This window comes from Echinicola vietnamensis DSM 17526 (genome assembly GCF_000325705.1).
GTDB lineage: Bacteria > Bacteroidota > Bacteroidia > Cytophagales > Cyclobacteriaceae > Echinicola > Echinicola vietnamensis.
Genome location: NC_019904.1, coordinates 2037577 through 2063738, shown reverse-complemented (window position 1 = coordinate 2063738; position 26162 = coordinate 2037577). Strand labels below are relative to the sequence as shown.

The following is a 26162-nucleotide window of genomic DNA, read 5'->3' as shown; positions in this document are numbered from 1 at the left end:
ATTCTTTAGAAGGGCATGACTAGCACATGCTCGGAGCCACTTGGGCTAGGCACTTTTGTTTTGAAATCACGGCACATTATTAAGAACATTAAATAAATTTTGACATGAATGCTTCGCGGCGGAATGAACGACTTAGATGGTTACTGGTACTGCTCATCGGGATGCTTGTGTCCTTTTTCATTTCTGAATGGAAAGAAGCGTCTCTATCCGAAAACAATATGACACATGTCAACCCCAAGACAAGCACTTCATCCCCTGAACACGTCATATCAAAATGTTTCCCTATCCCCCCTGACCGACCACAGGAATTCCTGAAAAGTTGGGAATCACTTTAAAAGCGGCAGTTGCACTCGGGCCGTGTACCTTTTACCTCACCTCTTTTTCCAATCTTGATGCTTTCTTTCCATGATTTTTTCAGTCCAAAAACTTAAATTAGACCATTAAAATAAAGACATGGAAGTTCAGGACTTATACATCTATCCCATAAAATCCCTTGGAGGAATCCGATTAAATACCTCTACAGCATTTATCAAAGGCTTCCAATGGGACCGAAGATGGATGTTGGTGGATCATGCGGGTAAATTCATGACCCAGCGGTCGTTGCACATCATGGCCCTATTGCAGGTGGAACTCACTGACCAAGGGCTCACAGTACACCACAAACACCATCCGGACCAGCAAATTTCCGTCCCCTTCACCCCTGAAACCGACCATTTTATGGAGGTGGAAATCTGGGACGACGTGGTGCTGGGGCAAAAGGTCAAGCCCGAAATAGACCAATGGTTTTCAAAGATGCTGGATATGCCATGCCATTTGGTGTTCATGCCGGAAAACACCAACCGGTCAATCAAGGAAAAATATGCCGTCCATGATGAAACAGTCAGTTTTGCAGACGCCATGCCCTATCTCCTGATCAGTCAAGCCTCCCTTGACGACCTGAACGGCCGCCTGGAACACCCCGTCCCCATGGAGCGCTTCCGCCCAAACATCGTAGTCAATGGATGCGGAGCATTTGAAGAAGATCAGTGGAAGTCTATCCAAATAGGATCATGTACTTTCAAGGTAACCAAACCCTGTGCTCGCTGTGTCTTGACCACCGTGGACCAGCAGACCGGCACCAAAGGAAAAGAGCCCCTGAAAACCCTGTCTAAATATCGGCTTAGAGAAAAAAAAGTCCTTTTCGGCCAAAACTTGATCGCCCTGGGAAAAGGGGTGGTAAAGGTAGGCGACCAGCTCAAGGTCCTCCCTTAACCGTCATCAATACGCCAACAGGGCCATTAATTTATCTTTAAAGCGATTTTCGGGGAGGAAATTCTCCTCTAAGTTTGCCGCGAATGGCACTGGCGTATCCAAACTCCCCTCCCGCATCACTGGCGCATCCAAGCACTCAAAACAATGCTCGCTGATCCAAGCGGCTATTTCTGCCCCGATGCCGCCAGTCAAGCAGTCCTCGTGCAGGATCATTACTTTGTTGGTTTTCTTCACGGATTTTTCCACCGCCTCCTTGTCCCAAGGCAACAAGGTCCTCAAGTCCAACAAATCAACACGGACATCAAGGGACTCCATGACCCTTTTCGCCCAATGCACGCCCATGCCATATGTCACCACGGTCGCTTGGTCGCCTTCCTTCACCAAGTGTGCCTTCCCTATTTCCACGGTATAATATTCATCCGGAACTTGACCTATAACGGAACGATAAAGGGCCTTATGTTCAAAAAACAGGCAGGGATTGGGGTCCTCAATGGCGGCGGCAAGCAACCCCTTGGCATCCTGCGGAGAAGATGGATAGAGAATTTTCAGCCCAGGCGTATGGAAAAACCAAGCCTCATTAGACTGTGAATGAAAGGGACCTGCTCCCACTCCAGCACCCGTCGGCATTCTGATGACCACATCGGCATGCTGTCCCCATCGGTAATGGACCTTGGCCAGGTTATTGACGATCTGGTTAAACCCACAGCTTACAAAATCCGCAAACTGCATTTCCACCACCGATTTAAATCCTTTTACGGAAAGCCCCAATGCTGCGCCAATGATCGCACTTTCACATAGCGGCGTGTTGCGCACCCGTTCCGCACCAAATTCACTTAAAAAACCTGCTGTCACCTTGAAGGCCCCTCCATACTCGCCAATATCCTGCCCCATCAGGACCAAATTTGAAAATTGCCGCATGCTTAAACGCAAACCATCGCTGATGGCATCCACCAATCTTTTTTCTGTCGTAGCGGAAGAATGTGGCTCTTTGGGCTTCCCCTCAGAAGGGCAATACACATCCGCAAGTTCTTCTTCACCTGCCACAGGAAATTCTGCCGAAAAGGCAGAAGCCAGTCCTGCCTCTATCTGCTCCGAAAGTCTCTTCTCTATCACACCCTTAGCAGACTGGTCAAGCACTCCTATTTCCTGCAAGTAGTCCTCAAAATTGCGTACTGGATCGTACTTTTCTCCTTCCTCAAAATACGCTTTTGGCACATATTTGGTCCCTGATGACTCCTCATGCCCCCGCATGCGGTACGTCATGGCCTCCACCAAAAAAGGCCTTGGGCGGTGCCGAATGTCTTCAGCGATTCCGGACAATGCATGATACAGCTCCAGCACGTTGTTGCCATCCACTTTCACGGCTTCCATGCCATAGCCAGGCCCTTTATCGATAAATTGCTTAAAACGAAATTGCTCAGCACTGGGAGTGGAAAGCCCGTAGCCATTATGCTCTACTACAAAAATCACCGGCAGCTGCCAAACAGCAGCTACGTTCAGCGCCTCGTGAAAGTCCCCTTCAGAAGTGGCCCCGTCTCCGGTAAACACCAACGTCGCCTTGCGCTCTCCTCCCAGCTTGCTCGCCAATGCAATCCCGTCGGCCACGGCTAACTGTGGTCCCAAGTGGGAAATCATCCCCACCACATGATGAGCGACCGATCCAAAATGGAATGACCGGTCACGGCCTTTCGTAAAACCGGAATACTTCCCTTGAAATTGGGCAAACAACTTCCCCAAAGGAAGCCCCCTGCCGGTAAAAACACCCAGATTTCGGTGCATGGGCAGCAAAAACTCGTCCTCTCTCATGGCCATCACCGCGGCGATGGAAATGGCTTCCTGTCCCCAACCACTAAACCATTTGGATATTTTGCCTTGCCGGAGAAGCAGGAGCATCTTCTCCTCGATCTTACGTGGCATGAGTAACATTTCATAAAAATGAAGGAGATCGCCATCCGACAAATCCTTCCTGTCAAAAACCATGTTTGGAGCCATAATCTAACAATCTGGTTACAACAAAGCTACTCCAGTCCATCCAATTCTTCAACATTGCCCCCAAAATATGTTTGCAGCATCATAACCATACACCTCCACGCAAAACCCATCACCTATCCACCACTCATCTTCCCTTAAACCAGCTTCATCTCTTCCCGAAAAAACAAAACCTAGCATGCCTAATTTCGGTATAAGAGAGTATGGCTGAATTATTAGTTAGAAACATGGTCTGTCCACGCTGTATCATGGCTGTGGAAAGTACATTAAAGGAACAAAACATATTTTTTGACAAGGTAGCACTTGGCAAAGTGACGCTGCCAAGCCTACCAGAGGCCTCCCAAATCAAAGCACTGGAAGCCCAATTGGAGAAGTTGGGGTTTGGGCTAATACAAACTCCTGAAAACCGCCTCATCGAACGCATCAAAAACCTGTTGCATGAACTGCTGTTATTGGAGGAAATTCCAGCATCCCTGAGTCTGGCCAAGCACCTTGGAAATGAAATTGGTGAAGATTACAGTAAGATGAGCCACCTTTTCAGTATCCGAGAGGGCATCACCATCGAAAAGTACTTCATCAAACTAAAATTAGAAAAAGTAAAAGAACTCCTTTTCAATCAAGAGCTTCAATTGAGTGAAATTGCTTGGAAGCTTGGCTATAGCAGCGTCCAGCATTTGTCCGGACAATTCAAAAAAAACACCGGAATGACGCCTTCTTCCTATAAGAAGCTGAAGGAAAAACCGCGTGTCGGGCTAGACAAACTAACTTGACCGCCAAGGAGGGTTTGAACCCGCATGATGTGGGATCAGGCATTATTTCTGGGGGGATGAATTTTAATATGTTCTTGTGAAAGAAAATTCCACACCGTTAAATGATGGTTTTGCGCTATCCGCACGAATGGGTTTTAGCGGGAATTTATGGGGAATAGAGAGGGAAATGCGGTTAAAACGGAAATGTTGATGGGCAAATTTACCATGGGCTTCACCCATGGCTAGGAAGGTGTTGAAGCAATCTCGTCATACGTGCAATGAAAGCACATCGAGATCACTTCACTCCGTTCGTGATGACGGATTATTTATTTGTGAGACAGCCTCTTTGTGGCATTTTTTTTACTAGTGATTTTGCCATGTCGTAAAACTGGCAGCCCCAACTTTTCCGCTTGACCCAAGATGTGATGCATTATTCTATGGAATGCGAACCCATGAGCAAAAAAAATGGCGGCCCTCTACGGACCGCCAATTGGTGATTTTTAGCATCGAGTTAAAATAGCCGGAGTCCCAGCGAAACAATGAGCTGATTCTGTCGCTGATCGGTATCAAATCCGGCAACACTTTCCGCCTGATTGCTCAGCGACCCTTCATATTTCAAATCGATAATCATATTCGCTATATCAAATCCGATCCCCGCTTGATATCCTACCGTAGCATTCTTATACTCGGGCTCAGGATCTGGAGTGATGTTATCTTTAAATTTTGAATTAAGCAAGAAACTGGCCACCGGCCCGCCTTGTACCCTAAACACATCCCCAATTTTGAACCCCACCATAATGGGCACATCAAAACGATTGAAGGAGGCTTCATAGGTCCGATCACCCGCCCCTTGGGTTTCCTTGATCTCCCCACCTGTGTTTACATACAGTACTTCAGGCTGCAGGTAGAGTGAATTTCCTCCCATTCTCACGAAAGCACCCACATGGTACCCTAACTTTTCACTGCCACTTTCATATCCGTCGCCATCTACCTTAATATTCCCTTGGGAAATCCCCAATTTAGGTCCGATACTGAAATCCTGTGCTTGGGCAGCTGTCCCCATGCTTATCAGGGCGAGGACCAAAATCCAAAATCTTTTCATTTCTCTGCGATCATTTAAATAAACACTTGCTTGACAAGTATTCTAAATTTCAAATACCTTGCCAATAGGAAAGACTTTCCCTAAATGGTAGACAAAGCTTCTATTTTTGTGATTTTATAGCAGCCAAATACCTTTTCAGCTCAAGTTTCACTTTTGGAAACAAGAAAAACAGCCCGATCATGTTCGGAAACACCAAAGCAAGGATCATGGCATCGGAGAATTTCACCACAGCATTCAGGGTGGTAGATGCCCCGATCACAATAAACGCAATGAAAAGCAACTTATAAGTCAAATCAGCGGCCTTGCTTCTTCCAAACAGATATTTCCAAGATTGAAGTCCATAGTATGACCAAGAAATCATTGTGGAGAATGCAAACAAAATGATGGCCACAGTCAGCACATATGAGAAATGAGGAATAACTGAATCATACGCCATGGTGGTCAGTTCTACACCGCCAATGGAAGCACCAGTTTCCTTAAGGACCACATTTCCACTGCCGTCACCACCGTAGTTAAAAATACTTTCCACATTGTTCAACCCTCCATCGATATTAAAGAAGATGATTACTAAGGCGGTCATGGTACACACGATCACGGTATCAATCAAAGGCTCCAATAATGCCACCACTCCTTCACTAGCTGGAAACTTCGTCTTTACAGCTGAGTGAGCAATGGCCGCAGAACCTGCACCTGCTTCATTGGAAAAGGCAGCTCTTTGGAAGCCTACGATGAGGACCCCTAACATACCTCCTAGACCTGCCATCGGCGTAAATGCACCTTCAATGATCAACCCAATGGCATCGTCCACATAATCATAATGTGCCCCCAGAATAATCAAGGAAGCCAACACGTAAACGGCTGCCATAAACGGCACTACTTTCTCTGTGATGGTCGCAATCCGCTTGATCCCACCGATGATTACAATGGCTACCAAAACGGCCAATACTACCCCTATCCAGAATCCATTGGTTTGGAAATTAATGTTCAGCAAGTTAGCCAACTGGGATGATGCTTGATTGGACTGAAAGGCATTTCCACCTCCAAAAGAAGCGCCCACACAAAGCACGGCAAAAAGGCCACCTAAAAACTGCCCCAAACGGCCTTTCTTCAGGTCATGCCCCAATCCACGGGAAAGGTAGTACATCGGGCCACCATGCACCGTGCCATCATCTTCAATGTCTCGATATTTTACACCAAGGGTACATTCCACGAATTTGGTACTCATCCCCAACAATCCGCAAACGATCATCCAAAACGTAGCACCAGGGCCACCCAAGGCAATGGCCACGGCCACACCTGCAATATTTCCCAAGCCGACTGTCCCGGAAACTGCGGTAGCCAAGGCCTGAAAGTGACTCACTTCGCCGCCTTTGGCCTCATCAGGAATGACATCGGGATTTTCAGGATCTCTATAGTTTCTTTCTAGGTCATCATACTTACCCCTTACCGTATTGATAGACAAGGGCATTTTGGTAATCCCCGGCACAGCAAAATAAATGGTAAAAAAAGTAGCGCCGGAAACAAGTAAAATCAGCACAATGGGAATGTCATACCCGGCAATTGGAATAGGATAAAGTACTAAGCTCTCCCAAGCATCCGCTAATGGCTGGAAAGATCGGTCAATTCTTTGTCCAAAACTCAATTCTTCGGTCGGAACAGCCTCTTGCGCCAGAAGGGACATCGGGAAAAGAAAAATCAAGAAGGATAGAAGTTTTCTATACATGATATGTTTATTATATGATTGGAATATTAAAGCCTTTTAAAACACAAACCTCCATCTATTTCATCCCAACACCACGGTTACCTGACTTGAATATTCCTTCATCCTTCTTTGGAGAACGCATTATAACACGAACGCCCACCTTCCCTTGTTGGGGACGTTGCCTTTGTCACAAAGGAAACCATTGATTTCGGGGATATAAGCCATAAGGTAAAGAGGCAAAATTGGATTAATTCTGATGAATGTTCTTTTTTTCAATTGGCTAAATTAAGCTGTTTTGCTAGAATTTCAATTCCTTCTGTAAAACTTTTTGGTTTAAAATTCAACTGATCTTTAGCTTTTTGAACGACAAAACCCGTTTTCATGGGTCTTTTTGCCGTCTGACGAAAGGCACTCGAATCCGTTTTGTTGATCTTGGTTTTGTCCAATTTAAAAAATTCAGCCGTTTGAATGGCCATATCATATGGCGTAAGGAGCTCGTCTCCGGAAATGTTAAACACGCCCTTTGCACGCTGCTCGGCCATGAGAATGCACCCCTCTGCCAGATCTTCCGCCAAGGTAGGGGTCCGCAACTGATCATCCACCAACTGAAGGTCCTTTCCCTCTTCCAGCGACTTCTTCACCCACAGCACAATATTGGAACGGCTCATGTCATGTGAGATTCCGTACACCAGCACTGTCCGTGCGATTCCCCAGTTTAAAGATGACTGCTGAATCAGCGCCTCGGCCTGTAGCTTGGTCTCCCCGTAATAGTTGACTGGATTGGGAACGGCATCCTCTGTATAAGGCCCGGCCTCTCCATCAAAAATAAAATCCGTGGACACATGGACCAAAAAGCTATGGTATTGCTCCGCCGCAACGATGATATTTCCTACCGCCGCTACATTTTGCTGATAGCAGGCCTCCTGGGCCGTCTCGCATTCATCCACGTTGGTCATGGCTGCGCCATGGATGACGACCTCAGGGCTGTACCGCTGAAAGACTTCCAACACGTTCTCTTTATCGGTAATGTCCATGGAAGCATAAGTAAACCCTTCCCATGTTTGGGGCAACCTGCAAGCGCCCCTGCCTGTGGCGATCACATGGAAGGAATCTTTCTCAAGGAGTCGATTGACCAACTTTTGGCCAAGCAGGCCATTCGCGCCCGTGACCAGCAGGGTTGGTTTATTTTTCTTCGGGGTATTCAAAGCCGTATTCTTTTGTGATTTTCTTCTTCAGTACTCTTTCTACTTCCACCGTAATATATATTGGATCCACAGGCCTGTCCATGGCAGCCGTCTCTACTGCAGAAATCTTCTCCACTACATCCATCCCATGGATGACCTTCCCAAATACCGTATACCCGCCCTCATCCAAATGCGGGGTTCCGCCTACGGTCGTGAAAGTCTCAATGGCCGCTTCGTCCATTTCTTTCGACAAATTGATATGCAAAAATTCCTCCATCTCTTCTTTCTTGGAAAGCATCAACTGGGTCATTTCTTCATACTTTCCCCCTTCATACAGCGCGGCATACTGCTCAGCAAGTGTACGCTGGCTTTCGAGGGAAATGAATTTCATAAATTCCTTTTGGAGCTTTTTGACATTGGTCGTAAGCTCTTCTTCTGTATACTTTCTGCCCTCCACGATATAAAACTGGCATCCGCTGGATCGTTTTTCGGGATTGACATGATCCGATTGACGGGCGGCTGCAATGGCGCCTTTCTCATGGAGGTAGCCTTTGTCCAATTCCGCAGGAATGGTACACCACTTTGATTCTGGAAGTCCCTCTTTGGTAAAAACGTCTCCCCCCTGAACCATAAAATGATCGATCACCCGGTGAAACTCCGTACTGTCAAACCGTCCGGCTTCGGCAAGCTTGATGAAATTCTCCTTGTGCTTGGGGGTTTCATCATAAAGGATGGCGTATATATCGCCATGTTTCGTGTGAATTTTTATTAGCGAATCCTTTTGTGACGAACAGGAAATCAACAAGGACAGCAGCAATGCCAGTCCAAGGGAATACTTCTTCATGTTACTTGTTAAGTTGCTGTTTAATTGCTTTCAAAATACGATCCCCACCAGACTGGATCACCTTTTCTGCCAATTGTTTGCCTACCATTTCGGCCTCATCTGCAGGCCCGGAAACGTGATGTTGAATGCGTTCCTTTCCGTCCAGACTGACCACACCTCCAGACACTTCGACTTGCCCTGACTTATACGTGGCGAGGCAAAACACAGGAATACTGCACCCGCCTTCCAAAATTTTCAAAAAGCTCCTTTCTGCCCGTAAGCGGTAACCGGTTTCGGTGTGATGGGTCGCTGCGACGATCTGCTTTCTGAGCGCTGGATCCAGCCGATCGTTGGCCTCCACCGCTATGCTTCCCTGTCCCACCGCCGGAGTAAATTCATCCAGCGAGAGCTCATGCCTGATCAAGTCATCATAGCCCATCCGGTGCGCTCCCGCATAGGCCAACAGTAGCGCGTCACAAGCACCCGATTCCATCTTTTGGATTCGGGTTTGGAGGTTCCCCCGCACCTCCACGGTTTTGACATGGGGATAATAGTGCTTGAGGGTCGCTACCCTACGCGTGGAAGATGTCCCCAAAAGCAAAGGCTTTTCCGGATCTTTATAAAAAACATCCTCACGATGGCTCAGTATGATGTCATTGACTTTTTCCCGTTTGGTAAAGGAAATCAGCTCGAAGCCCTCTGGTAATGAAGAAGGCATATCCTTGGCACTGTGAACGGCAATATCCACCTCTCCACTGGCAAGTTGCTCCTCTAGCTCCTCGGTAAACACTCCCTTGCTGCCGATTTTGGAAATTGCCACATCCAGGATTTTATCTCCTTTGGTGGTAATGGTAACAATTTCCGTTTGCAGGCCCTGGGCCTGTAAAAGGTCTGCAATATGATGGGCCTGAAAAAGGGCTAATTTACTGCCCCGGGTTCCTATTCGTATAGGCTGCATTATTCTTTTATTTTTCTTTTCGATAATTTTCTTTGGGCTGTCTCTTCAATGTACTGAATGATTTTGCCCGCAATGTTTACTCCAGTCGCTTTTTCGATGCCTTCGAGTCCCGGTGAGCTGTTCACCTCGAGGATCAAAGGCCCTCTCGAAGACTGCAGCATATCCACTCCGGCGACGGCCAGCCCGAGGGCCTTGGCCGCTCCCAAAGCAGCCTTACGCTCTGTAGCGGAAAGTTTGATGACGGTCGCCTTGCCGCCACGGTGCAGGTTGGAGCGAAACTCGCCTTCCTCCCCTTGCCGCTTCATGGCGCCTACGACCTTGCCATTCACCACAAAAGCCCTGATATCTGCTCCCTTTGCTTCTTTGATAAATTCCTGCACGATAATCCGGGCCTTCAGTCCGTGAAAGGCCTCGATTACGGATTGGCCGGCCTTGCGCGTCTCCGCAAGCACCACGCCCAGCCCTTGTGTACCCTCCAGTAGCTTAATGATCAAAGGGGCGCCCCCTACTTGATCGATGAGCTGCTTCTCTCCTCCTTTGGAAAAATTGGTGAAAGCCGTTTTGGGCATCCCCAACCCTTCACGGGAGAGGATCTGCAAGCTGCGCAACTTATCCCGGCTCCGCACAATGGCCTGTGACTCCACCGCTGAGATGACGCCCATGAGCTCAAATTGCCGGACCACGGCCGTTCCATAGAACGTCACCGATGCACCAATTCTCGGAATGATCGCATCGATATTGGACAACTTTTCTCCCCTGTAAAAGATCGACGGCCCTTCCTGCTCGATCACCAGGTCACAGAGCGAGTGATCGATGATCAAGGCTTCATGGCCAGCAGCGATGATGGCCTCACGTAATCTACGTGTTGAGTAGAGGTTTGGATTTCGGGAAAGTACGGCTATTCTCATTGCTTAGCTACTTTATATTTTTTGGATAAGTTTGTCTGGTCTACATCTACTAAAAACCTGCCTCGAAGCATTTTTCTCCCCAGTAGGATGGCATTTCGCATTTTTGAACGGTCTGAAAGGGTGAACTCCACGTCAAAGGCTTTATCAAACATGATTACTCTGGTGGTGACCTTGTACCGCAACTCCGCATTCCCAAAAGAATTCTTTACTTTCTTCTGCGTGTACTTCTTGGTCTTAATAACCTTTCCGGTATACAAGCGATGTTCCGGTTCCAAGAGCTTAAACACCAGTAATTCCTGTCCGTTCTCCACCTTTTCTTCTACCCATTCACAGTGTATTGCATTGGTATAAGCACCCGTATCTACTTTTGCAGAAATCATTTTCAACCCCCAATCAGGCAGGCTGATCTTTTCTCTTCGGCCGATAACATGCTTTTTCATGCGGATTCCTTTTTACGAAGTACTTTGGCCATGTCAAAAGAAAGGTCTGCAAACAATATCTTGGCATTTGCATTTCTTTCCAAATGGTAATGTGCTGCATTCAACAGGCGGTAGATCTGGAGGATTTTCTCCTCTGTCAAGGCTTTCAAACTGAAATTCTCCACAAATTCCCGGTCCGCAGGAGCAGTCCTCATCAGCTCTTCCAGCTGACTTCTCTTCAGAAGGCTTTCCCTGAGGATGTTGAGACCAGTGAGAAAAAGTGCTTTTTGCCCTTCTTTGTCAGCCCCTTGAAAACCTTCTGCCAATGACATGATACTATTGATATCCAAGGTAAAGCAAATTCTCATCCAATCCCTAAACTTTGCCGTATTTTCATCAATTACCTGATCTACCAAGCGGTACGCCTCCCGCATGCTGCCATTCGCCAACGGCGCCACCTGCAAGGCTCCTTCCCGTGAACACAGCCCCTCGCTGATCAGGTGTTCTTTGATTTCCTCATCAGAAAAAGCCCTGACTAGCACCTTTTGGGTACGGGAGAGGATCGTGGTCAGCAACTGCTCCGGCTGGTGGGCCACCATCAGAAAAAGTGTCTTCGCTGGCGGCTCTTCCAACACCTTCAGCAGTGCATTCGCAGCGGCGGTATGCATGTATTCAGGCATCCACACCAAAATCGTCTTGTACCCGCCCTCAAAGGACTTTAAGGAAACCGTTTGGATGATTTGCTTGGCCGCAGCCTTGGAGATGTTCAGCTGCTTTTTTTCAAAACCATTATGGTAAATCCAATCTTGCAGGTTGCCGTAGGAACGGGTAAGTACAAACTCCCGCCATGGCCCCAGAATATCTACCTTCTTGTTTTTATCATCGTCCTCTTTGATCAAGCTCCCCGGCACAGGAAAGGTAAAACTCAAATCCGGATGGACGAGCTTGGCCATTTTTTGGCAGGAACTGCAGACCCCACAGGCATCCTCTGCCCCTTTGTCCTCACAGTTTACATATGTCGCCAAGGCCAAGGCCATCTTCAAGTTGGCCGCTCCTTCTGGACCGTGAAACAACAGCGCATGAGCGAGGTGATTATTGTTAATGGCCTGAATGAGCCGCTGCTTGGTTTCATGGAGGCCGGGTATGGATGAAAATAACATGATATGCGCTTTTGCTTATTATTCCTTATCCCAAATGCGATATGCTTTGGTCAAATCAAACACTTTCTCTAAGATGGATTTCTCTTTTTGGTCAAATGCCAGCCCCCTTCTCTCCATTACTTTGGAGGCCGTTTCCTCAAATTTATTCATTCTGAAAGTGGTACGCTCCTCGGCACCCCATGAAAAAGACGGGACAAATGTCCGTGGAAAACCCGCTCCAAATACATTGGCGCCCACGCCCACCACAGTACCGGTATTAAACATGGTATTGATACCTGTTTTGGAATGGTCCCCCATCATGAGGCCACAAAATTGCAATCCTGTATTGACAAAACTGCCCTTCGTATAATCCCAAACCTTTACGGGAGCATAGTTGTTTTTCAGGTTGGAAATATTGGTATCGGCACCGAAATTACACCATTCCCCGATCACGGTATTGCCCATAAATCCATCATGTCCTTTGTTGCTAAAACCAAAAATCACGGAATTGGACACTTCCCCACCCACTTTAGAGAATGGGCCGATGGTGCTGTCCCCACGCATTTTTCCGCCCATATTCACCGTAGATCCTTCACAAAGCGCAAACGGCCCCTTGATCAACGCCCCTTCCTGAACCTGTGCGTCTTTGCCAATATAAATCGGGCCATCCTCAGCATTGAGCACGGCGGCCCGGATCTTGGCGCCTTCCTCCACAAAGATCATTTCAGGATTATAGGCAATCGTATGCGGATCGTTTATGCCCGCAGACGTGCGTCGGGCCGTGAGCAGTGCAAAATCTTTGCGCAGCTCCAAGGCGTTATACTGAAAGATATGCCAGTTGCGGTGGATCAAAGTGATCTCCCCATCATAAGCCTTTATTTCCCCACTTTCTTTGACCGCATCCATGCTAAATGCTGACGGATCCGCGGGGTAAGCTGCCAGCAAAGTGCTGTCCTTAAAAAGACACTGGCCCTTTTCCAAGGATTTAATGGCCGTAAGCAGGCCTTGATCGGGACAGAGCCCCCCATTGATAAACAAGCGGCTATCCGCCAAAGGGGGGAATTTATCCTGTAGGTAATCCAGGGTCAAAAAACCAGCCGAAGCATCCAAATACTTCTCCCATTTCTCACGGATCTTCAAAATCCCCACCCTTATCTCGGCTACGGGACGTGTAAAAGTAAACGGCAACAGCGACCCTCTGTAAGCAGGGTCATCAAATAGTGTAATTTGCTCCATGCTACAAAAATAGAAAAGTCTCTTGGAATACAATTTCCAAGAGACTTTTTAAAGTTGCTTTTGCTACAAAGAAATGAATTATTTCTTTTTGTATCTTCTGTTGAATTTCTCCACACGACCGGCGGTATCAAGAAGCATTTTCTTACCGGTGTAGAAAGGGTGGGAGTTAGAGCTCACTTCCACCTTATAAAGAGGATATTCGTTTCCATCTTCCCAAGTGATGGTCTCGTCAGTTTCGATCGTAGACTTGGTCAAGAACTTATATTCACTGGAAGTGTCATAGAAAACAACCTCTCTGTAGTTTGGATGAATGTCTTTTTTCATGGTAATCCCTATTTATATTAAATGTCGCTTTTTCAAATGGAGGCACAAAGTTATTCTTTTTTACAAAAGCCTCCAAATGTTTATCAATGAATTATTTAACCCAAAGGTTATCAGCGTGCTATTTGGCTGCAAAAATGCGAAAAAAATCAAAAAAAAGCCAGTGTCCCAGGGAATTCCCGCTGCCTCTCCTATCTTTTTCTGATCAAAAATCCCAAAACTTCATGGCAATAAGCAATTATTGTTCTAAGTTTTGGGGCTGAAACCGAGTTTGACGTAAACCAACGACACCTATGTTAAGGAACTTTCTACTGGCCATAGGACTTCTGTGTGGCATCATAGAAGCCGGCCTAGCGCAAAGTGCTCTGATACCCTATGACAGGGAATATTATCACTTGCTGGATCGCTACGAGATTTTGAAGGGTGCATTTGTGCCCCATTACCAGACAGGTTTCAAACCCCTAAGAAGAGATCACGTAGCCACTTTTCTCGATGAAGTGGATGAAACGGCCACCGGCAGGGTGGATCAATTCAATTTTCGCTATTTAAGAAATGACAACTGGGAATTTGTAGACCAGGAGACCGCCCTTTCCAAAAAGCCCTTATGGAAAAAAATCTACCAAAGGCCTTCGGACTTTTATTATCATAGGGACGAGGACTTTGATGTTCATGTCAATCCGGTCATCTATTTCCGTGGCGGAATGGAGTCTGCTGCAGAAGGCACTAATTTCAGAAATACGCGGGGCATCACCCTCCGAGGAAGCATCGACAGGAAGGTAGGCTTCTACACCTACCTTACCAGCAATGAGGTAATCTTTCCCACATGGGTAAAGGACTATGTCGAGCATAATGGCGCTGTGCCGGGCCAAGGCTTCTGGAAACGGTATGGAGATCACGGGTACAGCTATTTTGCCGCCAGAGGATACCTCACCTTTAAAGTCTCCAAACACATCGATGCCCAAATGGGTCATGACCTGAATTTTGTAGGAGAAGGTTACCGCTCCATGATCCTCTCTGACTTTTCCAACCCCTACATGTTTTTTAAGCTCAATGTAAACGTCTGGAAATTACAATATACGACGATGTGGGCGCAGATGACGGCAGACGTCTTTTTGAACAGCCGTAACAGGCCTGAAGATGGCCGCTATCCCCAAAAGTGGTTTTCCCTCCACCGGCTGGGCATGAACATTGGGAAAAAACTGAATATTGGCATCTTCGAATCAGTCATGGCCAATCAGGCCGACTGGAATTACATGAACCCGGTGATCTTTTACCGGTGGGTGGAGCATCAGCTGGGAACGCCGGATAAAGTCATGTTGGGCACAGACTTCAAATGGAACTTCGCCCATGCCATGCAGCTTTATGGACAGTTTGCCCTCGATGAGTTTGTGTTCAGCGAGTTCTTTGGCATAGATGGCAAAAACTCCAAGCGGAATAAACACGGACTTCAGCTGGGCTATAAATACATCAATGTTTTCAGCATTCCTAACCTGGACTTACAGCTGGAGTACAATCAGGCCAGGCCTTACACGTATCAAGAGAAATTTGAACACCAATCCTACACCAACTACCGAACCCCTATCGCCCATCCACGGGGCGCTAACTTCCGCGAAGCCATTGGCATCGTCCGCTATCAACCCATTCCAAAACTTTCCCTTAATTTTACAGGTATATACCATATATATGGCACCGACCCTGACGAAACCATTAACATGGGAGGAGATTTACTTAAAAACAGGCTGGAAGGCGAAGACGGGCTGGGACTTTATGGACATAAAATTGGGCAAGGGGTCCAAAACAAATTGCTCATGGGCAATCTCGTGGCTTCTTACATGCTAAAGCATAATTTGTTTATTGACCTTGGTCACAGCTACCGCAGGCATACAGCAGAGGACGTGGACAAACCAACCGTCAGTAACTATTCCCATCTTTCACTGCGCCTCAACATTGCCAGGGAAGCGTATAATTACTGATTGGCCCTTATCTTTGGCCTTCGGCCCAAATCTATAACCGAACAACTGCAAAGATGAAGACTTATTTAAGAATATTGGCTTATGCACGGCCATATAGAAGGTACTTTCCACTTTATGTGGTGTATGCGTTATTAGCCATTATTTTTGGCTTGCTGAACTTCACCTTGCTAAAACCGCTGTTTGACGTCATCTTCGAACAAGTCGATCCTGATGCGCTACAGCGCTACGCCGAGCAGCCCGACTTTTCATTTACCATCGATTACTTCATGCACTTGTTTAATTACTACTTTATGCAAGTAGCAGAAATCTACGGGAAGTTCGGAACCCTTGTCTATGTATGCATCATCATTGTCGTTTCGGTATTTCTGTCCAACCTTTTCACCTATTTGTCAGGCGTACTCTTGGCAAAAGTCAAAGCAGATGTCATCAAAAAAATGCGCATGCATATCTTTGATCAGGTAAGCCGCATGCACATCGGTTATTTCACCAACGAACGCAAGGGAGACCTGATGTCACGGATCACCAATGATGTGCAGGAAGTGGAAAACAGCGTCGTCCAATCCCTCCGCGTGGTCTTTAAAGAACCCGTTACAATTGTCTTATACTTCGGAGCGTTGTTCTTTATGTCGGTAAAGCTCACCTTGTTCACCATCTTGATCATTCCGATTTCTGGCGCCATCATTGGCGGCATTACCAAGAGGCTCAAAAAGAAAGCCGTCCAAAGCCAAGAATCCCTCGGACGCATTGTCAATATTCTGGATGAAACCATCGGGGGCATGCGAGTGGTAAAGGCATTCAGTGCCACTGGATATGTCTACGATAAATTTGACAAAGAAACCGATGAATATTCGAAGATCAACGTTTCCATGGCCAAGAGGAATGAGCTCGCTTCTCCCATTTCTCAGTTTTTGGGGGTCTTTGTGGTCGCGGGCATTTTATTGTACGGCGGAAGTCTGGTCCTGAACAATGCCGCTGATCTCTCGGCCAGTGAGTTTCTGGCCTACATCATATTGTTTACCCAAGTGCTCAATCCCGCCAAGGAAATTTCCCGGGCGATGGGAGCCGTCCAGCGTGGCCTGGCCTCCGCAGACAGGATATTCAAAGTCGTGGATACGGCACCCGCCATCCAGGACCCTGAACGTCCCAAGGTCCTTCAGCAGTTTGACCAAGCGATCACCTTCCAACATGTCGACTTTGGTTATGATGCACAGCACTTGGTCCTAAAAGACATCCAGTTCACCTTGGAAAAAGGAAAAACCATTGCCCTGGTCGGACCTTCCGGGGGCGGTAAATCCACCATTGCTGATTTGGTACCCCGATTTTATGATCCCACGAGCGGTGAAGTGAAACTGGACGGAAGCGACATCCGAACGCTTGCCATAGATGATTTACGCAAACTGATCGGCATCGTTACCCAGGAATCAATCCTGTTTAATGACACGGTATTCAATAATATTGCCTTTGGCCTTACCGATGCTTCAGAGACAGCCGTAATAGAAGCCGCTAAGATTGCCAACGCCCACGAATTTATAGCACAGCTGGAGCACGGCTATCAAACCAACATTGGCGAGCGGGGCAGTAAGCTTTCCGGAGGCCAGCGGCAGCGGCTTAGCATTGCGAGGGCGGTATTGAAAAATCCTCCTATTCTCATATTGGACGAAGCCACCTCCGCCTTGGATTCTGAATCCGAACGGCTCGTCCAGGAAGCCCTCACCCACCTGATGAGCAATAGGACCACCTTGGTCATCGCGCACCGCCTCAGCACCATCCAGCATGCAGATGAAATCCTAGTGGTCCAAAACGGTGAAATCGTCGAAAGGGGCACACATGATGCACTGATAAGTCAAGAAGGATTATACAAGAAACTTTCCACTATGCAATCAGTTTAGTATATTGGATAACAAATCTAATTTTAAATGTATGAAAAAGGTATCAAGTGTATTTCAGCTTTTGGTAGCACTTTTTTTTGGAGTAGCACTGGTCTTCTTCCTGGTTTTTGACAGCATCAAGAATGGCTTTGGAATCCAGGAACTTACCGCTGGGAAAGTGGTTATCTGGCTTCTTGCTGGTTTTGTCCTCTATCTGATTACGTGGCTGCTCGTCTCCATGTACTCCAGTAGCATGGGGAAAAAGATCAGAAAGCTAGAAGCGGAAAATGACAAACTAAAAGCCAGGCTTTATGACCATGAGCAAAAAGCAAAAGTGAGTCCTATGAAAGGCACTGCCCCACCAACCTCCGGCAGCGGACCAGAGGATGACACGGATGGCTCCGGCATCAAGCCCAGACAAAACATCAAGTGATGATGCCCAGAAAGGGAGATATAAAATGAGTTCAGCAGGAAATCTCTTCGGAGATTTCCTTTTTTTATGGAAGTAGAATTTAATTAAAAATGGTAGCAAAGACGTATGGTAGTACAGTTTCTGGAGTAGACGCCATCCTGATCACGATAGAGGTAAACGTCGGACAGGGAACCAGTTTTTACATGGTGGGCCTACCGGACAGTGCCGTAAAGGAAAGTCAACAGCGGGTAGAGTCAGCACTAAAATATTTTGGATACCGGATGCCCCGCCAAAAGGTGGTCATTAACCTTGCCCCAGCAGATATTCGAAAAGAGGGATCGGCCTACGACCTGCCCATTGCCATGGGGATCCTGAAGGCCTCTGAGCAAGTGGTATTTGCGGAGCTTGAGGATTATGTCATCATGGGAGAGCTATCCTTGGACGGGCAGTTACGCCCAATAAAAGGCGTACTCCCCATCGCTATAGAAGCGCGAAAAAAGGGTTTTAAAGGGCTCATTTTACCCCAACCGAATGCTGCAGAAGCTTCTATTGTCAATAACCTGGATGTAATTGGAGTAGAAAACCTCGAGCAAGCCATTGGCTTTTTAGAGGGGGATATAGAAATCGCCCCACTGGTCACGGACACCCGCGACATTTTTTATAATAGCCTGGAAGATTATGAATTCGATTTTGCTGATGTCCAAGGCCAAGATAACATCAAACGGGCCATGGAAATCGCAGCTACTGGCGGTCATAACGTCATCATGGTCGGTCCTCCTGGTGCAGGAAAAACCATGCTTGCCAAACGGCTGCCCTCCATTCTTCCTCCACTGACCCTTCAGGAAGCCCTGGAGACCACCAAGATCCACTCCGTGGCCGGAAGGTTGGGAAGCGAAGCTTCTTTGATCGCCCAGCGACCTTTTCGATCTCCCCACCATACCATCAGTGATGTGGCCCTGGTCGGTGGCGGCGGCAATCCCCAGCCCGGAGAAATCTCCCTTGCACATAATGGCGTCCTCTTCTTGGATGAATTGCCCGAATTTAAACGGACGGTGCTTGAAGTCATGCGCCAACCGCTAGAAGAAAGAAGGGTCTCCATTAGCCGGGCCAAAGTATCCGTGGATTACCCGGCCAATTTCATGCTGATCGCCAGCATGAATCCCTGCCCATGCGGCTATTACAACCACCCCGAGAAAGAATGTGTCTGCGGCCCGGGCGTGGTGCAGCGGTATTTGAACAAAGTAAGCGGTCCCTTACTTGACCGAATCGACCTTCATGTCGAAGTCACTCCCGTCAAATTCGATGAAATGACGTCCACCCGAAAAGCGGAAAAAAGTAATGTGATCCGCGAACGAGTAGTCAGGGGAAGGGACCGGCAGGTGGATCGTTTTAAAGACCATAAAGAAATCTACTGCAACGCCATGATGCCCTCGCACATGGTCAAGGAAATTTGCGAAATCAATGAAGCGGGCAAGAACCTCTTGAAAACCGCCATGGAAAGACTAGGGCTCTCTGCCAGGGCCTACGATCGAATCCTAAAAGTGGCCAGGACAATTGCGGATTTGTCCGATGCCGAAAATATAAAAGTCGAACATTTGGCCGAGGCCATTCAGTACCGTAGCCTTGACAGAGAAGGCTGGGCGGGATGATCAGCAGTAACTTAATATTAGAAATTGAACTTTTGGACTATAAAATTTAACCTAAAATTCCATGTAGATACATTGAAAATTCAAATAATTATATTGAATTATTTCTATGGGATTTATTGTACTTTTTGTAGTGCCAAATATTGTATTTAGCAAAACAATTCCGTTACTTTGTTATCAAAAGTTGTGATCACCCGCTTAAATAAAACAATCCAACTTGTTCAACACACTTTTTCGATTAATGAAAGTCAGTTAAACCATTAGACCATTCGCCTAGGCGAATGGTCTTTTGCATTTAAGACGATTTAGCCAATTGAATAGAAAGCTTTTTCCATATCTTCAAGCAAATCATCCAAATGCTCCAGCCCTACAGAAAGGCGAATCAGGTTTTGCGGCGTTTTGGTATCCGGGCCTTCCACAGCAGCCCTCCGCTCGATAAGGCTCTCCACTCCTCCTAGGCTCGTGGCATTCGTGTAATATTTTAGACTTGATATTAATTTATCAGCATCTTCTGGCTTCCCTTTTACCAGAAAGGACAGTATCCCTCCAAATCCAGTCATTTGGCTTTTTGCCACATCATGACCAGGATGGGCAGTCAGGCCGGGATAAAAGACCCGTTCCACTTTGGGATGCTGGTCCAAGAAAGTGGCAATCATGCCCGCATGTTCGGCGTGGCCCCGCATGCGATAGGCAAGGGTCTTGATGCTTCTCACTAGCAAATAACAATCAAAAGGTGACAAGACCGCCCCACCTGTTTGTTGCACATTGACAATTTGCTTCCAAAATTCATCCGACTTTTTGGTAATCAAGGCTCCTCCCAAAATATCACTGTGTCCTCCAAAGTATTTGGTGGCACTGTGCATGACCAAGTCTGCTCCCAATTCCAGCGGATTCTGAAAAACCGGCGTGGCAAAGGTATTGTCACAAACCACCCTGATATCATCCTCCTTCGCCATCTTGGTGAGTCGTCTGATATCGCTGATCTTGAGCATGGGGTTAGAAGGAGTCTCTATCCAGAGCAATTTGGTATTGGGCTGGATGGCCTTTTCAAGGTTCTCCGGATCGCTGAGATCAGTAAAAGTCACTTCCAACTTATCTTTAAACAGCTCCACCAGCTGCTTTTTCAGACCATGGTACATGTCCGATGGGGCTACGATATGGCTCCCAAGTGGCAAGGCCTGAAAAACCGCCATCCCGGCCGCATTTCCCGAGGAAAACGCCGCCGCAGCACTGCCCTTTTCCAATTGTGCCAACAACTCCTCCAATGCCATTCGGTTGGGATTTTGGCTTCGAGAATAAATCAGGGATTCCTCATGGTGCTCAAAAGTAGTGGATAACGTAATCGGCTGCACCACGGCCCTGTGTGGAGCGGATTTCTTTTCTCCCCCGTGTATGGCTAATGTTTCGAATTTCATAGGCTATGATTTTAACATAAAATTAGGGAAATTATAAAGGCATTCCCCAAGACCAACGGGGAATTAGTGGTTGGTGTTTAAAATTAGCTTGGACCATTTTGGGCAGGGCGGGCACCAACTGAAAAAACACTTCCCAATCATTTTGGGAAAATATCTGCCAACAATGACCACCGTTTCCAACCTTTTCCCCATTCGACGCCTCTTTTATACAGGAAGCCAAATGAAATGAAGCAAAATTCTGAGAAAGATTTAATAACACGATGCAGCAAACAAGACCGAAAAGCACAGTTTGAGCTTTTTGAGCGGTATAAGGTAGCCCTATACTCTTCAGTCTTCAGGATCCTGAACGAAGAGGATTTGGCCCACGATGCTTTGCAGGAGGCCTTTATTGAAATATTCAAGGGGATAAAAAAATTCCGGGGAGAATGCACTTTGGGGTTTTGGATGAAACGGATAGCCATCAGAAAGGCCATCAAGCTGGCCAAAAGCCGCATCCTGTTCACGCCATTGGACCAAGTAACAGCCCTTCCCGACCGTACTCCCCTTGACGGATGGATTGACGGGGAACTACTGGATGTAGCCATTAGGGAATTGCCGACGGGATGTAGAAGTGTCTTTCTCTTGATCGAAGTGGAAGGGTACAAGCATGCGGAGTGTGCAGCCCTTCTTTCCATCTCCGAAAACACCTCGAAGTCGCAACTTTCCTACGCCAAAAAGCTATTGCGTGGTAAACTAAATGAACTGATAAAGGCATGAAAAAGCAATTCAATCTCCCCGATCATCAACCAAACAGCAACAGCTGGGAGGCCCTGAAGGCAACATTGGATGTGGATGCCCAACTCAAAAGGGAAGCCGGAAACCTTCCGGAGCATCATCCCGAAAAAAATGTTTGGCCAGCCATCGAAGCCCAGCTCGAGCAAGAGCGAGTGCGAACGGCATGGTGGCAGTGGACAGGGATGGCAGCTGCCATTGCCGGAATAGGGCTGATGCTGGTCGTCCTCCTTATGGACAAAAAAGTACCGATCCAGCAGGAATACCTGGGCACTACCATTTCCATACAAGACATCCCATGGAAAACCGCTATGCCCCAGAAGCCTACTCCACATCCGGAGGAAGCTGGATCCCTATCACCAACGGTGAGGCAGGAACATGAACCAGTCAATATCCCCATACCGCCTGTGTTATTGGATCCATCGGACATACCGCAGCTCCAAATGCCGATTTTACCTGTCCCTGCTCCTGCTTCAGTTACGGGGACATTGGCAGAAAACGCCATGAATCAAGACACTTTAAAAGCGGCCAAATCCTTCCATCAGGTGAGCATTTCCTGGGGGATCAATGACCGCATAAAGCTAAAAACCGATTATGCTCCCAACACCGCTCGGCCACAAACTAAACTGCATCAGGTAGCCAAGTCACCTGGGAAATTGGTACTCAGGCTTTCCTCAGAAAAATAGGTTCCGTTCGTTTGGCCTTCCTAATTCCAACGTATGAACCTTTTAAAACGATGAATCATGTATAAATCAATCATAATTATCCTTTTCGTGACGCTAACGACATCCGTCTGCTTGGCACAGGAAGTAGAAAACAGCCTATCCAAAAACCAACAAAAATGGCTGGACACACAATGGCCCATCACCGACACCCTGCAATTCAATTTGCCCAATGAAGGCCAATTGATTTTCTATTATAATGATGAAGAGCTGCCCACCGATTCTTTGCAGGCAGCATTGACTCCGCTCATCAAACGCGCTACCCGATTCCCTGAATTTGAAAAAGAGGCGTATCGCTTAGCCAATAATTTTAGCGCTACAAGCCTTCAAAATGTAAAAAGAAAGATCGACCGAAAATACGGAAGGCATGTCGAAAGCATTGAATTGGGCATTCCTGTAGGGCTGGACTTTACACGCGGAAACTTTACGCCGGAAGTGGGCTTTAGGGCGCATCTAGGACTGCCGGGTTACAGCATTGGAGCAGCCATTACCAATACGGTGTATTTTCCCCAAAAAGTGGAAGGGGAAATCGATGTGATGAGCAATTGGTTTATCAACGGGGAATTCTCTTGGAACAAGGGAAGCAACATTGTCAACAATGAACAGACCATCCAAATTGGCTACTTGCTCAATAGCCATCCCAGTGAGCTATTTAAGGGCACTACCTTGAGGGCCATCTATAGGCACCGGATCAGTAATCACCTGTACATTCAGGCTGGTGTGGTAGCCACAGACGGGCTGAACACCTATTACCCGGTGGTGGGGGTAAGGTTTTGGTAACCCAAAGGTTTCTTTCGGAATCACTCCTCAAGGACGCGCCAAGTTAATTGCAGAAAAAGCCTAAAAAACGTACATTAACCTTCATAATCAATCATTTATGAAGCAATCACTAATCATTGCGGTATGTTTTTTAGGTTTGGTTTCGTGCACCAATGATCCTGACCCTACCCCTGCGGCACCAACCCATGAGGCATTATCGGTGTTGGATGAGGAGCTGTATACGCCCAAAGGTAAAATCAAAGCATCCCGCACCAATCATCTAACACCCCTCACAGGCTACACTTATCGCTACTATGATGCCCGCGGTAACAATGTCCTTCGAGTCCGAATGTCTCCTGAAGATAAAGATACGCTGAGCATAAGCATTTTCAAGTTTGATGAGAAAGATAGGGCGATAGAAAATCTATTTTTCACTTATGAGGCTGGAGTGTTTGAATGGACTACTTCTTTGACAAGTATTTTTTCTGATGACGGGCTTCGAGAGGACGTTTACAAAGCATCCGTAGATGCTAAAGAGGCGTATAGGTACAGCTATATCTATAATGCAGATGGTGGAAAAACGGAATGGCGGTTCGGTTATGAAGAAAACACCGAAAAATACCGGTACGTGTATGAAAACGGACGAATTTCCGAGGAACACTGGGTCCTGGAAAACGGAGAAATATTTGAACAATATCATTACAGGTATCGGGATGATGGCTTACTGGAGGCTCGAGAAACTTCTGGAACCAGAGGAAAAATGGACGATGCCACCCAATATGAATACAATGCATCGGGACAACTTATAGAAGTGAGAAATTACGATCAATATTGGGGGTTTGCCTATACAGGAATGACGGAATACGTCTATTATTAACGGCTGTCATCCCGCTAGAATTCACCGATTCAGAAAAAGTAGGTTTAAACTAGTAGAGAAAGGACTTTTCGATTTCCTGAAACTACCCGCCTTCTTTGGGAATAGATTTTCACAAATCTCATCCAAAAACATCTCTACAAGGAGGCCAGTGTTTATCAACGAATAAAAAAGGATCAAGCGGTATTTCCGAAGCCGCTTCCCCAAAAGGAGGGCAATTCAACTATGGACTGGATGAATCCATGGATAAAAATGAGCACGGATTTGCCATACTTAAGCATTCTATCGGCGCTTATGAGCGTTCATCCGTAGCCAAATAGAGACCAAAGATGGCAAAGAAAATGTTTCGCCATCGAAATAGGCTTGCCCCATCTTTTCTGCTTGATCCATAAAAAAGCCGAAAAACTCCACTTAGGGAAATAAAAAAGGAGACGGATGGAATCCCGTCTCCTTTTTTTGTACGGGGATATTTTTTACCGGATACGATCTACCGATTTTACCAACATTTCATCCTTTCTGATAAAACGGTTGGCAATGATATTAAAGATCATGGCCGCTACGATGCAGTAAAACCCGACCATAAATGCTCCGCTGGCGGTGGCATTGAACTCCATGTTTTCCACATAGGTCAGGTAAACGATCAGGCCTAAGTTGACGACCATCACCAGAGAATTGATCATGTTCAAAAACATCTGCTTGGTCCTGTTCTTAAATTGGCTAAGGCTATAAATCGCGATAATCGCAGCCAAAATGGCCAAAATCCCCAGATAAAAGGTCCCTGTTTGTTCCAAAACGGAGCTAGAGGCGATATCGGTATGGGTCAAATTCCAAGCTGTTAATTTCAGCATTTCGGTCTGGTCAGGATTTACCTGAGTCCAGATGGGAAAGAAGGTCTCCAGCAGCATGGCTACGGCCACCAAAAGAAGAAAGATCGTTTGTACGCGTTGTATCATTGTCTTATTTTAAAACTTTTGACAAAGAAACGGGGTAATTTGAATATTCGCAAGCTACATGTGTTTAAGGTTGGAATTGTTTAAATGTTACAAGGTTAAAATGAAGAACATCCAGCCCATTTTGCCGCTGACTCCCTACCGCCCCCATCCACATCTCACCTGCTTTTTGACTTTGGCCATTCATTGGAAACCACCTTGATTCAAGTATCTTTGTGAATTCATGGAGACAATCAGACGTTACTTTCTGGAAGTGGCCTATAAGGGCACCAATTACCACGGTTGGCAAGTCCAGCCCAATGCGCAGACCGTTCAGGAAGCCATCAACAAGGCCCTGAGCACGATTTTACGCAAGGAGGTGGATACAATGGGCAGCGGAAGGACAGACACGGGCGTGCATGGTAAGCAGCAATTCTTGCATTTTGACTGGAAGGGGGAGCTGGACAAAGGTCTTTTTCTAAAAAAAACCAATGCTGTCCTGCCCAAAGACATTAGCCTCTATGACCTTAGGGAGGTGCATCCTGATGCCCACGCACGGTTTGATGCAGAATGGAGAAGTTATGAATACCACATCTCTTTGCGAAAAAATCCGTTTGAAGAGACATTGTCCTGGCATTGTTTTTATCAACTGGATATCGCCAAGATGAACGACGCCGCTGACCTCTTGCTGTCCCATAGGGATTTTGAGTGTTTCAGCAAGGTAAAAACAGAAGTCAACCATTTTGAATGTGAAATAAAAACAGCTTTTTGGGAACAAAAAGACCAGCATTTGGTATTCCATATAACGGCCAATCGGTTTTTACGTGGCATGGTCAGGGCCATCGTAGGCACCTTGGTGGAAGTAGGCAAAGGCCAATTGGACCTTACTGGCTTTCAACGGATCTTGGAAAGCAAAGACCGGGGGAAAGCTGGCGTAGCCGCCCCACCCCATGGGCTGTTTCTCAGTAAGGTTACCTATCCGGAAAAAATATTCATCTAAAAGACATTAAAT

At 46.8% G+C, this 26162-nt stretch carries 24 protein-coding genes; 11 read left to right on the top strand and 13 right to left on the bottom strand.

Annotation, left to right across the window (positions count from 1 at the left end):
* Positions 1-453 precede the first annotated feature (453 nt).
* Complete coding sequence (locus ECHVI_RS08590; protein ID WP_015265578.1) at positions 454-1251, top strand: MOSC domain-containing protein; 798 nt, start codon at positions 454-456, stop codon at positions 1249-1251.
* 6 nt (positions 1252-1257) lie between these two features.
* Here the strand turns inward: ECHVI_RS08590 and ECHVI_RS08585 are convergent, their stop codons facing one another.
* Complete coding sequence (locus ECHVI_RS08585; protein ID WP_015265577.1) at positions 1258-3243, bottom strand: alpha-ketoacid dehydrogenase subunit alpha/beta; 1986 nt, start codon at positions 3241-3243, stop codon at positions 1258-1260.
* Positions 3244-3443: 200 nt separating this feature from the next.
* Between ECHVI_RS08585 and ECHVI_RS08580 the strand changes: the two genes are divergently transcribed.
* Complete coding sequence (locus tag ECHVI_RS08580) at positions 3444-4010, top strand: helix-turn-helix domain-containing protein (RefSeq protein ID WP_015265576.1); 567 nt, start codon at positions 3444-3446, stop codon at positions 4008-4010.
* Between the two features lie 490 nt (positions 4011-4500).
* On the opposite strand, the gene ECHVI_RS08575 is transcribed toward ECHVI_RS08580, so the two are convergent.
* The 10 genes from ECHVI_RS08575 to ECHVI_RS08530 all read right to left on the bottom strand — a co-directional run bounded on the left by ECHVI_RS08575 (position 4501) and on the right by ECHVI_RS08530 (position 13784).
* Positions 4501-5091 (bottom strand): porin family protein, encoded by a 591-nt coding sequence (locus ECHVI_RS08575; RefSeq protein ID WP_015265575.1) that lies wholly within the window; start codon positions 5089-5091, stop codon positions 4501-4503.
* Between the two features lie 100 nt (positions 5092-5191).
* Positions 5192-6814 (bottom strand): alanine/glycine:cation symporter family protein, encoded by a 1623-nt coding sequence (locus tag ECHVI_RS08570; RefSeq protein ID WP_015265574.1) that lies wholly within the window; start codon positions 6812-6814, stop codon positions 5192-5194.
* Positions 6815-7065: 251 nt separating this feature from the next.
* A complete protein-coding gene (locus ECHVI_RS08565) occupies positions 7066-7998 on the bottom strand; it encodes an SDR family oxidoreductase (protein ID WP_015265573.1) in 933 nt (310 codons plus the stop codon).
* Complete coding sequence (locus ECHVI_RS08560; protein WP_015265572.1) at positions 7976-8821, bottom strand: peptidylprolyl isomerase; 846 nt, start codon at positions 8819-8821, stop codon at positions 7976-7978. The genes ECHVI_RS08565 and ECHVI_RS08560 overlap by 23 nt, the downstream gene beginning before the upstream one ends.
* Before the next feature lies 1 nt (position 8822).
* Complete coding sequence (gene hemC / locus ECHVI_RS08555; RefSeq protein ID WP_015265571.1) at positions 8823-9758, bottom strand: hydroxymethylbilane synthase; 936 nt, start codon at positions 9756-9758, stop codon at positions 8823-8825.
* The gene (gene rimK / locus ECHVI_RS08550) at positions 9758-10666 is read right to left on the bottom strand and encodes a 30S ribosomal protein S6--L-glutamate ligase (protein WP_015265570.1); all 909 of its coding nucleotides are present in this window, start codon (positions 10664-10666) and stop codon (positions 9758-9760) included. The genes hemC and rimK overlap by 1 nt, the downstream gene beginning before the upstream one ends.
* Positions 10663-11106: an ATP-dependent zinc protease family protein gene (locus ECHVI_RS08545; protein WP_015265569.1), complete on the bottom strand. Its 444-nt coding sequence runs from the start codon at positions 11104-11106 to the stop codon at positions 10663-10665. Before ECHVI_RS08545 ends, rimK begins: the two co-directional genes overlap by 4 nt.
* Positions 11103-12245 (bottom strand): DNA polymerase III subunit, encoded by a 1143-nt coding sequence (locus tag ECHVI_RS08540; protein ID WP_015265568.1) that lies wholly within the window; start codon positions 12243-12245, stop codon positions 11103-11105. Before ECHVI_RS08540 ends, ECHVI_RS08545 begins: the two co-directional genes overlap by 4 nt.
* A gap of 18 nt (positions 12246-12263) precedes the next feature.
* Positions 12264-13460, bottom strand: a complete 1197-nt coding sequence (locus ECHVI_RS08535) for a GlmU family protein (protein WP_041738443.1) — start codon at positions 13458-13460, stop codon at positions 12264-12266.
* Positions 13461-13538: 78 nt separating this feature from the next.
* On the bottom strand, positions 13539-13784 hold the full coding sequence (locus ECHVI_RS08530; RefSeq protein ID WP_015265566.1) for a type B 50S ribosomal protein L31: 246 nt from the start codon (positions 13782-13784) through the stop codon (positions 13539-13541).
* A 290-nt stretch (positions 13785-14074) separates the two neighbouring features.
* Between ECHVI_RS08530 and ECHVI_RS08520 the strand changes: the two genes are divergently transcribed.
* The 4 genes from ECHVI_RS08520 (at position 14075) to ECHVI_RS08505 (ending at position 19683) form a co-directional block, all read left to right on the top strand.
* A complete protein-coding gene (locus tag ECHVI_RS08520; protein ID WP_015265565.1) occupies positions 14075-15754 on the top strand; it encodes a hypothetical protein in 1680 nt (559 codons plus the stop codon).
* 53 nt (positions 15755-15807) lie between these two features.
* Positions 15808-17643: an ABC transporter ATP-binding protein gene (locus ECHVI_RS08515; RefSeq protein WP_015265564.1), complete on the top strand. Its 1836-nt coding sequence runs from the start codon at positions 15808-15810 to the stop codon at positions 17641-17643.
* Positions 17644-17674: 31 nt separating this feature from the next.
* The gene (locus ECHVI_RS08510) at positions 17675-18055 is read left to right on the top strand and encodes a hypothetical protein (RefSeq protein ID WP_015265563.1); all 381 of its coding nucleotides are present in this window, start codon (positions 17675-17677) and stop codon (positions 18053-18055) included.
* Positions 18056-18144: 89 nt separating this feature from the next.
* Positions 18145-19683, top strand: coding sequence for a YifB family Mg chelatase-like AAA ATPase (locus ECHVI_RS08505; protein ID WP_015265562.1), 1539 nt, complete (start codon positions 18145-18147; stop codon positions 19681-19683).
* 302 nt (positions 19684-19985) lie between these two features.
* Here ECHVI_RS08505 and ECHVI_RS08500 read toward each other — a convergent pair whose 3' ends face one another.
* Positions 19986-21095 (bottom strand): trans-sulfuration enzyme family protein, encoded by a 1110-nt coding sequence (locus tag ECHVI_RS08500; RefSeq protein ID WP_015265561.1) that lies wholly within the window; start codon positions 21093-21095, stop codon positions 19986-19988.
* A 225-nt stretch (positions 21096-21320) separates the two neighbouring features.
* Here ECHVI_RS08500 and ECHVI_RS08495 point away from each other — a divergent pair, with 225 nt between their 5' ends.
* The 4 genes from ECHVI_RS08495 (at position 21321) to ECHVI_RS08480 (ending at position 24224) form a co-directional block, all read left to right on the top strand.
* Positions 21321-21851, top strand: coding sequence for an RNA polymerase sigma factor (locus ECHVI_RS08495; RefSeq protein WP_015265560.1), 531 nt, complete (start codon positions 21321-21323; stop codon positions 21849-21851).
* On the top strand, positions 21848-22552 hold the full coding sequence (locus ECHVI_RS08490; RefSeq protein ID WP_015265559.1) for a hypothetical protein: 705 nt from the start codon (positions 21848-21850) through the stop codon (positions 22550-22552). Before ECHVI_RS08495 ends, ECHVI_RS08490 begins: the two co-directional genes overlap by 4 nt.
* 57 nt (positions 22553-22609) lie before the next feature.
* Positions 22610-23368, top strand: a complete 759-nt coding sequence (locus tag ECHVI_RS08485) for a hypothetical protein (RefSeq protein ID WP_015265558.1) — start codon at positions 22610-22612, stop codon at positions 23366-23368.
* A gap of 97 nt (positions 23369-23465) precedes the next feature.
* Positions 23466-24224 carry a hypothetical protein gene (locus ECHVI_RS08480; protein ID WP_015265557.1) on the top strand — a complete coding sequence of 253 codons (759 nt, stop codon included), beginning with the start codon at positions 23466-23468 and terminating at the stop codon, positions 24222-24224.
* A 470-nt stretch (positions 24225-24694) separates the two neighbouring features.
* Here ECHVI_RS08480 and ECHVI_RS08475 read toward each other — a convergent pair whose 3' ends face one another.
* Positions 24695-25174: a DUF4293 domain-containing protein gene (locus tag ECHVI_RS08475; RefSeq protein ID WP_015265556.1), complete on the bottom strand. Its 480-nt coding sequence runs from the start codon at positions 25172-25174 to the stop codon at positions 24695-24697.
* Between the two features lie 220 nt (positions 25175-25394).
* Here ECHVI_RS08475 and truA point away from each other — a divergent pair, with 220 nt between their 5' ends.
* A complete protein-coding gene (truA, locus tag ECHVI_RS08470; RefSeq protein WP_015265555.1) occupies positions 25395-26150 on the top strand; it encodes a tRNA pseudouridine(38-40) synthase TruA in 756 nt (251 codons plus the stop codon).
* Positions 26151-26162: the final 12 nt, after the last annotated feature.

Coding starts and splice junctions, on each gene's coding strand:
- ECHVI_RS08560 (WP_015265572.1), bottom strand. CDS start 8,821: ATGAAGAAGTATTCCCTTGGACTGGCATTGCTGCTGTCCTTGTTGATT.
- ECHVI_RS08585 (WP_015265577.1), bottom strand. CDS start 3,243: ATGGCTCCAAACATGGTTTTTGACAGGAAGGATTTGTCGGATGGCGAT.
- ECHVI_RS08485 (WP_015265558.1), top strand. CDS start 22,610: ATGTATAAATCAATCATAATTATCCTTTTCGTGACGCTAACGACATCC.
- ECHVI_RS08530 (WP_015265566.1), bottom strand. CDS start 13,784: ATGAAAAAAGACATTCATCCAAACTACAGAGAGGTTGTTTTCTATGAC.
- ECHVI_RS08475 (WP_015265556.1), bottom strand. CDS start 25,174: ATGATACAACGCGTACAAACGATCTTTCTTCTTTTGGTGGCCGTAGCC.
- ECHVI_RS08505 (WP_015265562.1), top strand. CDS start 18,145: ATGGTAGCAAAGACGTATGGTAGTACAGTTTCTGGAGTAGACGCCATC.
- ECHVI_RS08510 (WP_015265563.1), top strand. CDS start 17,675: ATGAAAAAGGTATCAAGTGTATTTCAGCTTTTGGTAGCACTTTTTTTT.
- ECHVI_RS08590 (WP_015265578.1), top strand. CDS start 454: ATGGAAGTTCAGGACTTATACATCTATCCCATAAAATCCCTTGGAGGA.
- ECHVI_RS08480 (WP_015265557.1), top strand. CDS start 23,466: ATGAAGCAATCACTAATCATTGCGGTATGTTTTTTAGGTTTGGTTTCG.
- hemC (WP_015265571.1), bottom strand. CDS start 9,758: ATGCAGCCTATACGAATAGGAACCCGGGGCAGTAAATTAGCCCTTTTT.
- ECHVI_RS08495 (WP_015265560.1), top strand. CDS start 21,321: ATGAAGCAAAATTCTGAGAAAGATTTAATAACACGATGCAGCAAACAA.
- ECHVI_RS08540 (WP_015265568.1), bottom strand. CDS start 12,245: ATGTTATTTTCATCCATACCCGGCCTCCATGAAACCAAGCAGCGGCTC.
- ECHVI_RS08580 (WP_015265576.1), top strand. CDS start 3,444: ATGGCTGAATTATTAGTTAGAAACATGGTCTGTCCACGCTGTATCATG.
- rimK (WP_015265570.1), bottom strand. CDS start 10,666: ATGAGAATAGCCGTACTTTCCCGAAATCCAAACCTCTACTCAACACGT.
- truA (WP_015265555.1), top strand. CDS start 25,395: ATGGAGACAATCAGACGTTACTTTCTGGAAGTGGCCTATAAGGGCACC.
- ECHVI_RS08545 (WP_015265569.1), bottom strand. CDS start 11,106: ATGAAAAAGCATGTTATCGGCCGAAGAGAAAAGATCAGCCTGCCTGAT.
- ECHVI_RS08570 (WP_015265574.1), bottom strand. CDS start 6,814: ATGTATAGAAAACTTCTATCCTTCTTGATTTTTCTTTTCCCGATGTCC.
- ECHVI_RS08520 (WP_015265565.1), top strand. CDS start 14,075: ATGTTAAGGAACTTTCTACTGGCCATAGGACTTCTGTGTGGCATCATA.
- ECHVI_RS08535 (WP_041738443.1), bottom strand. CDS start 13,460: ATGGAGCAAATTACACTATTTGATGACCCTGCTTACAGAGGGTCGCTG.
- ECHVI_RS08490 (WP_015265559.1), top strand. CDS start 21,848: ATGAAAAAGCAATTCAATCTCCCCGATCATCAACCAAACAGCAACAGC.
- ECHVI_RS08575 (WP_015265575.1), bottom strand. CDS start 5,091: ATGAAAAGATTTTGGATTTTGGTCCTCGCCCTGATAAGCATGGGGACA.
- ECHVI_RS08515 (WP_015265564.1), top strand. CDS start 15,808: ATGAAGACTTATTTAAGAATATTGGCTTATGCACGGCCATATAGAAGG.
- ECHVI_RS08500 (WP_015265561.1), bottom strand. CDS start 21,095: ATGAAATTCGAAACATTAGCCATACACGGGGGAGAAAAGAAATCCGCT.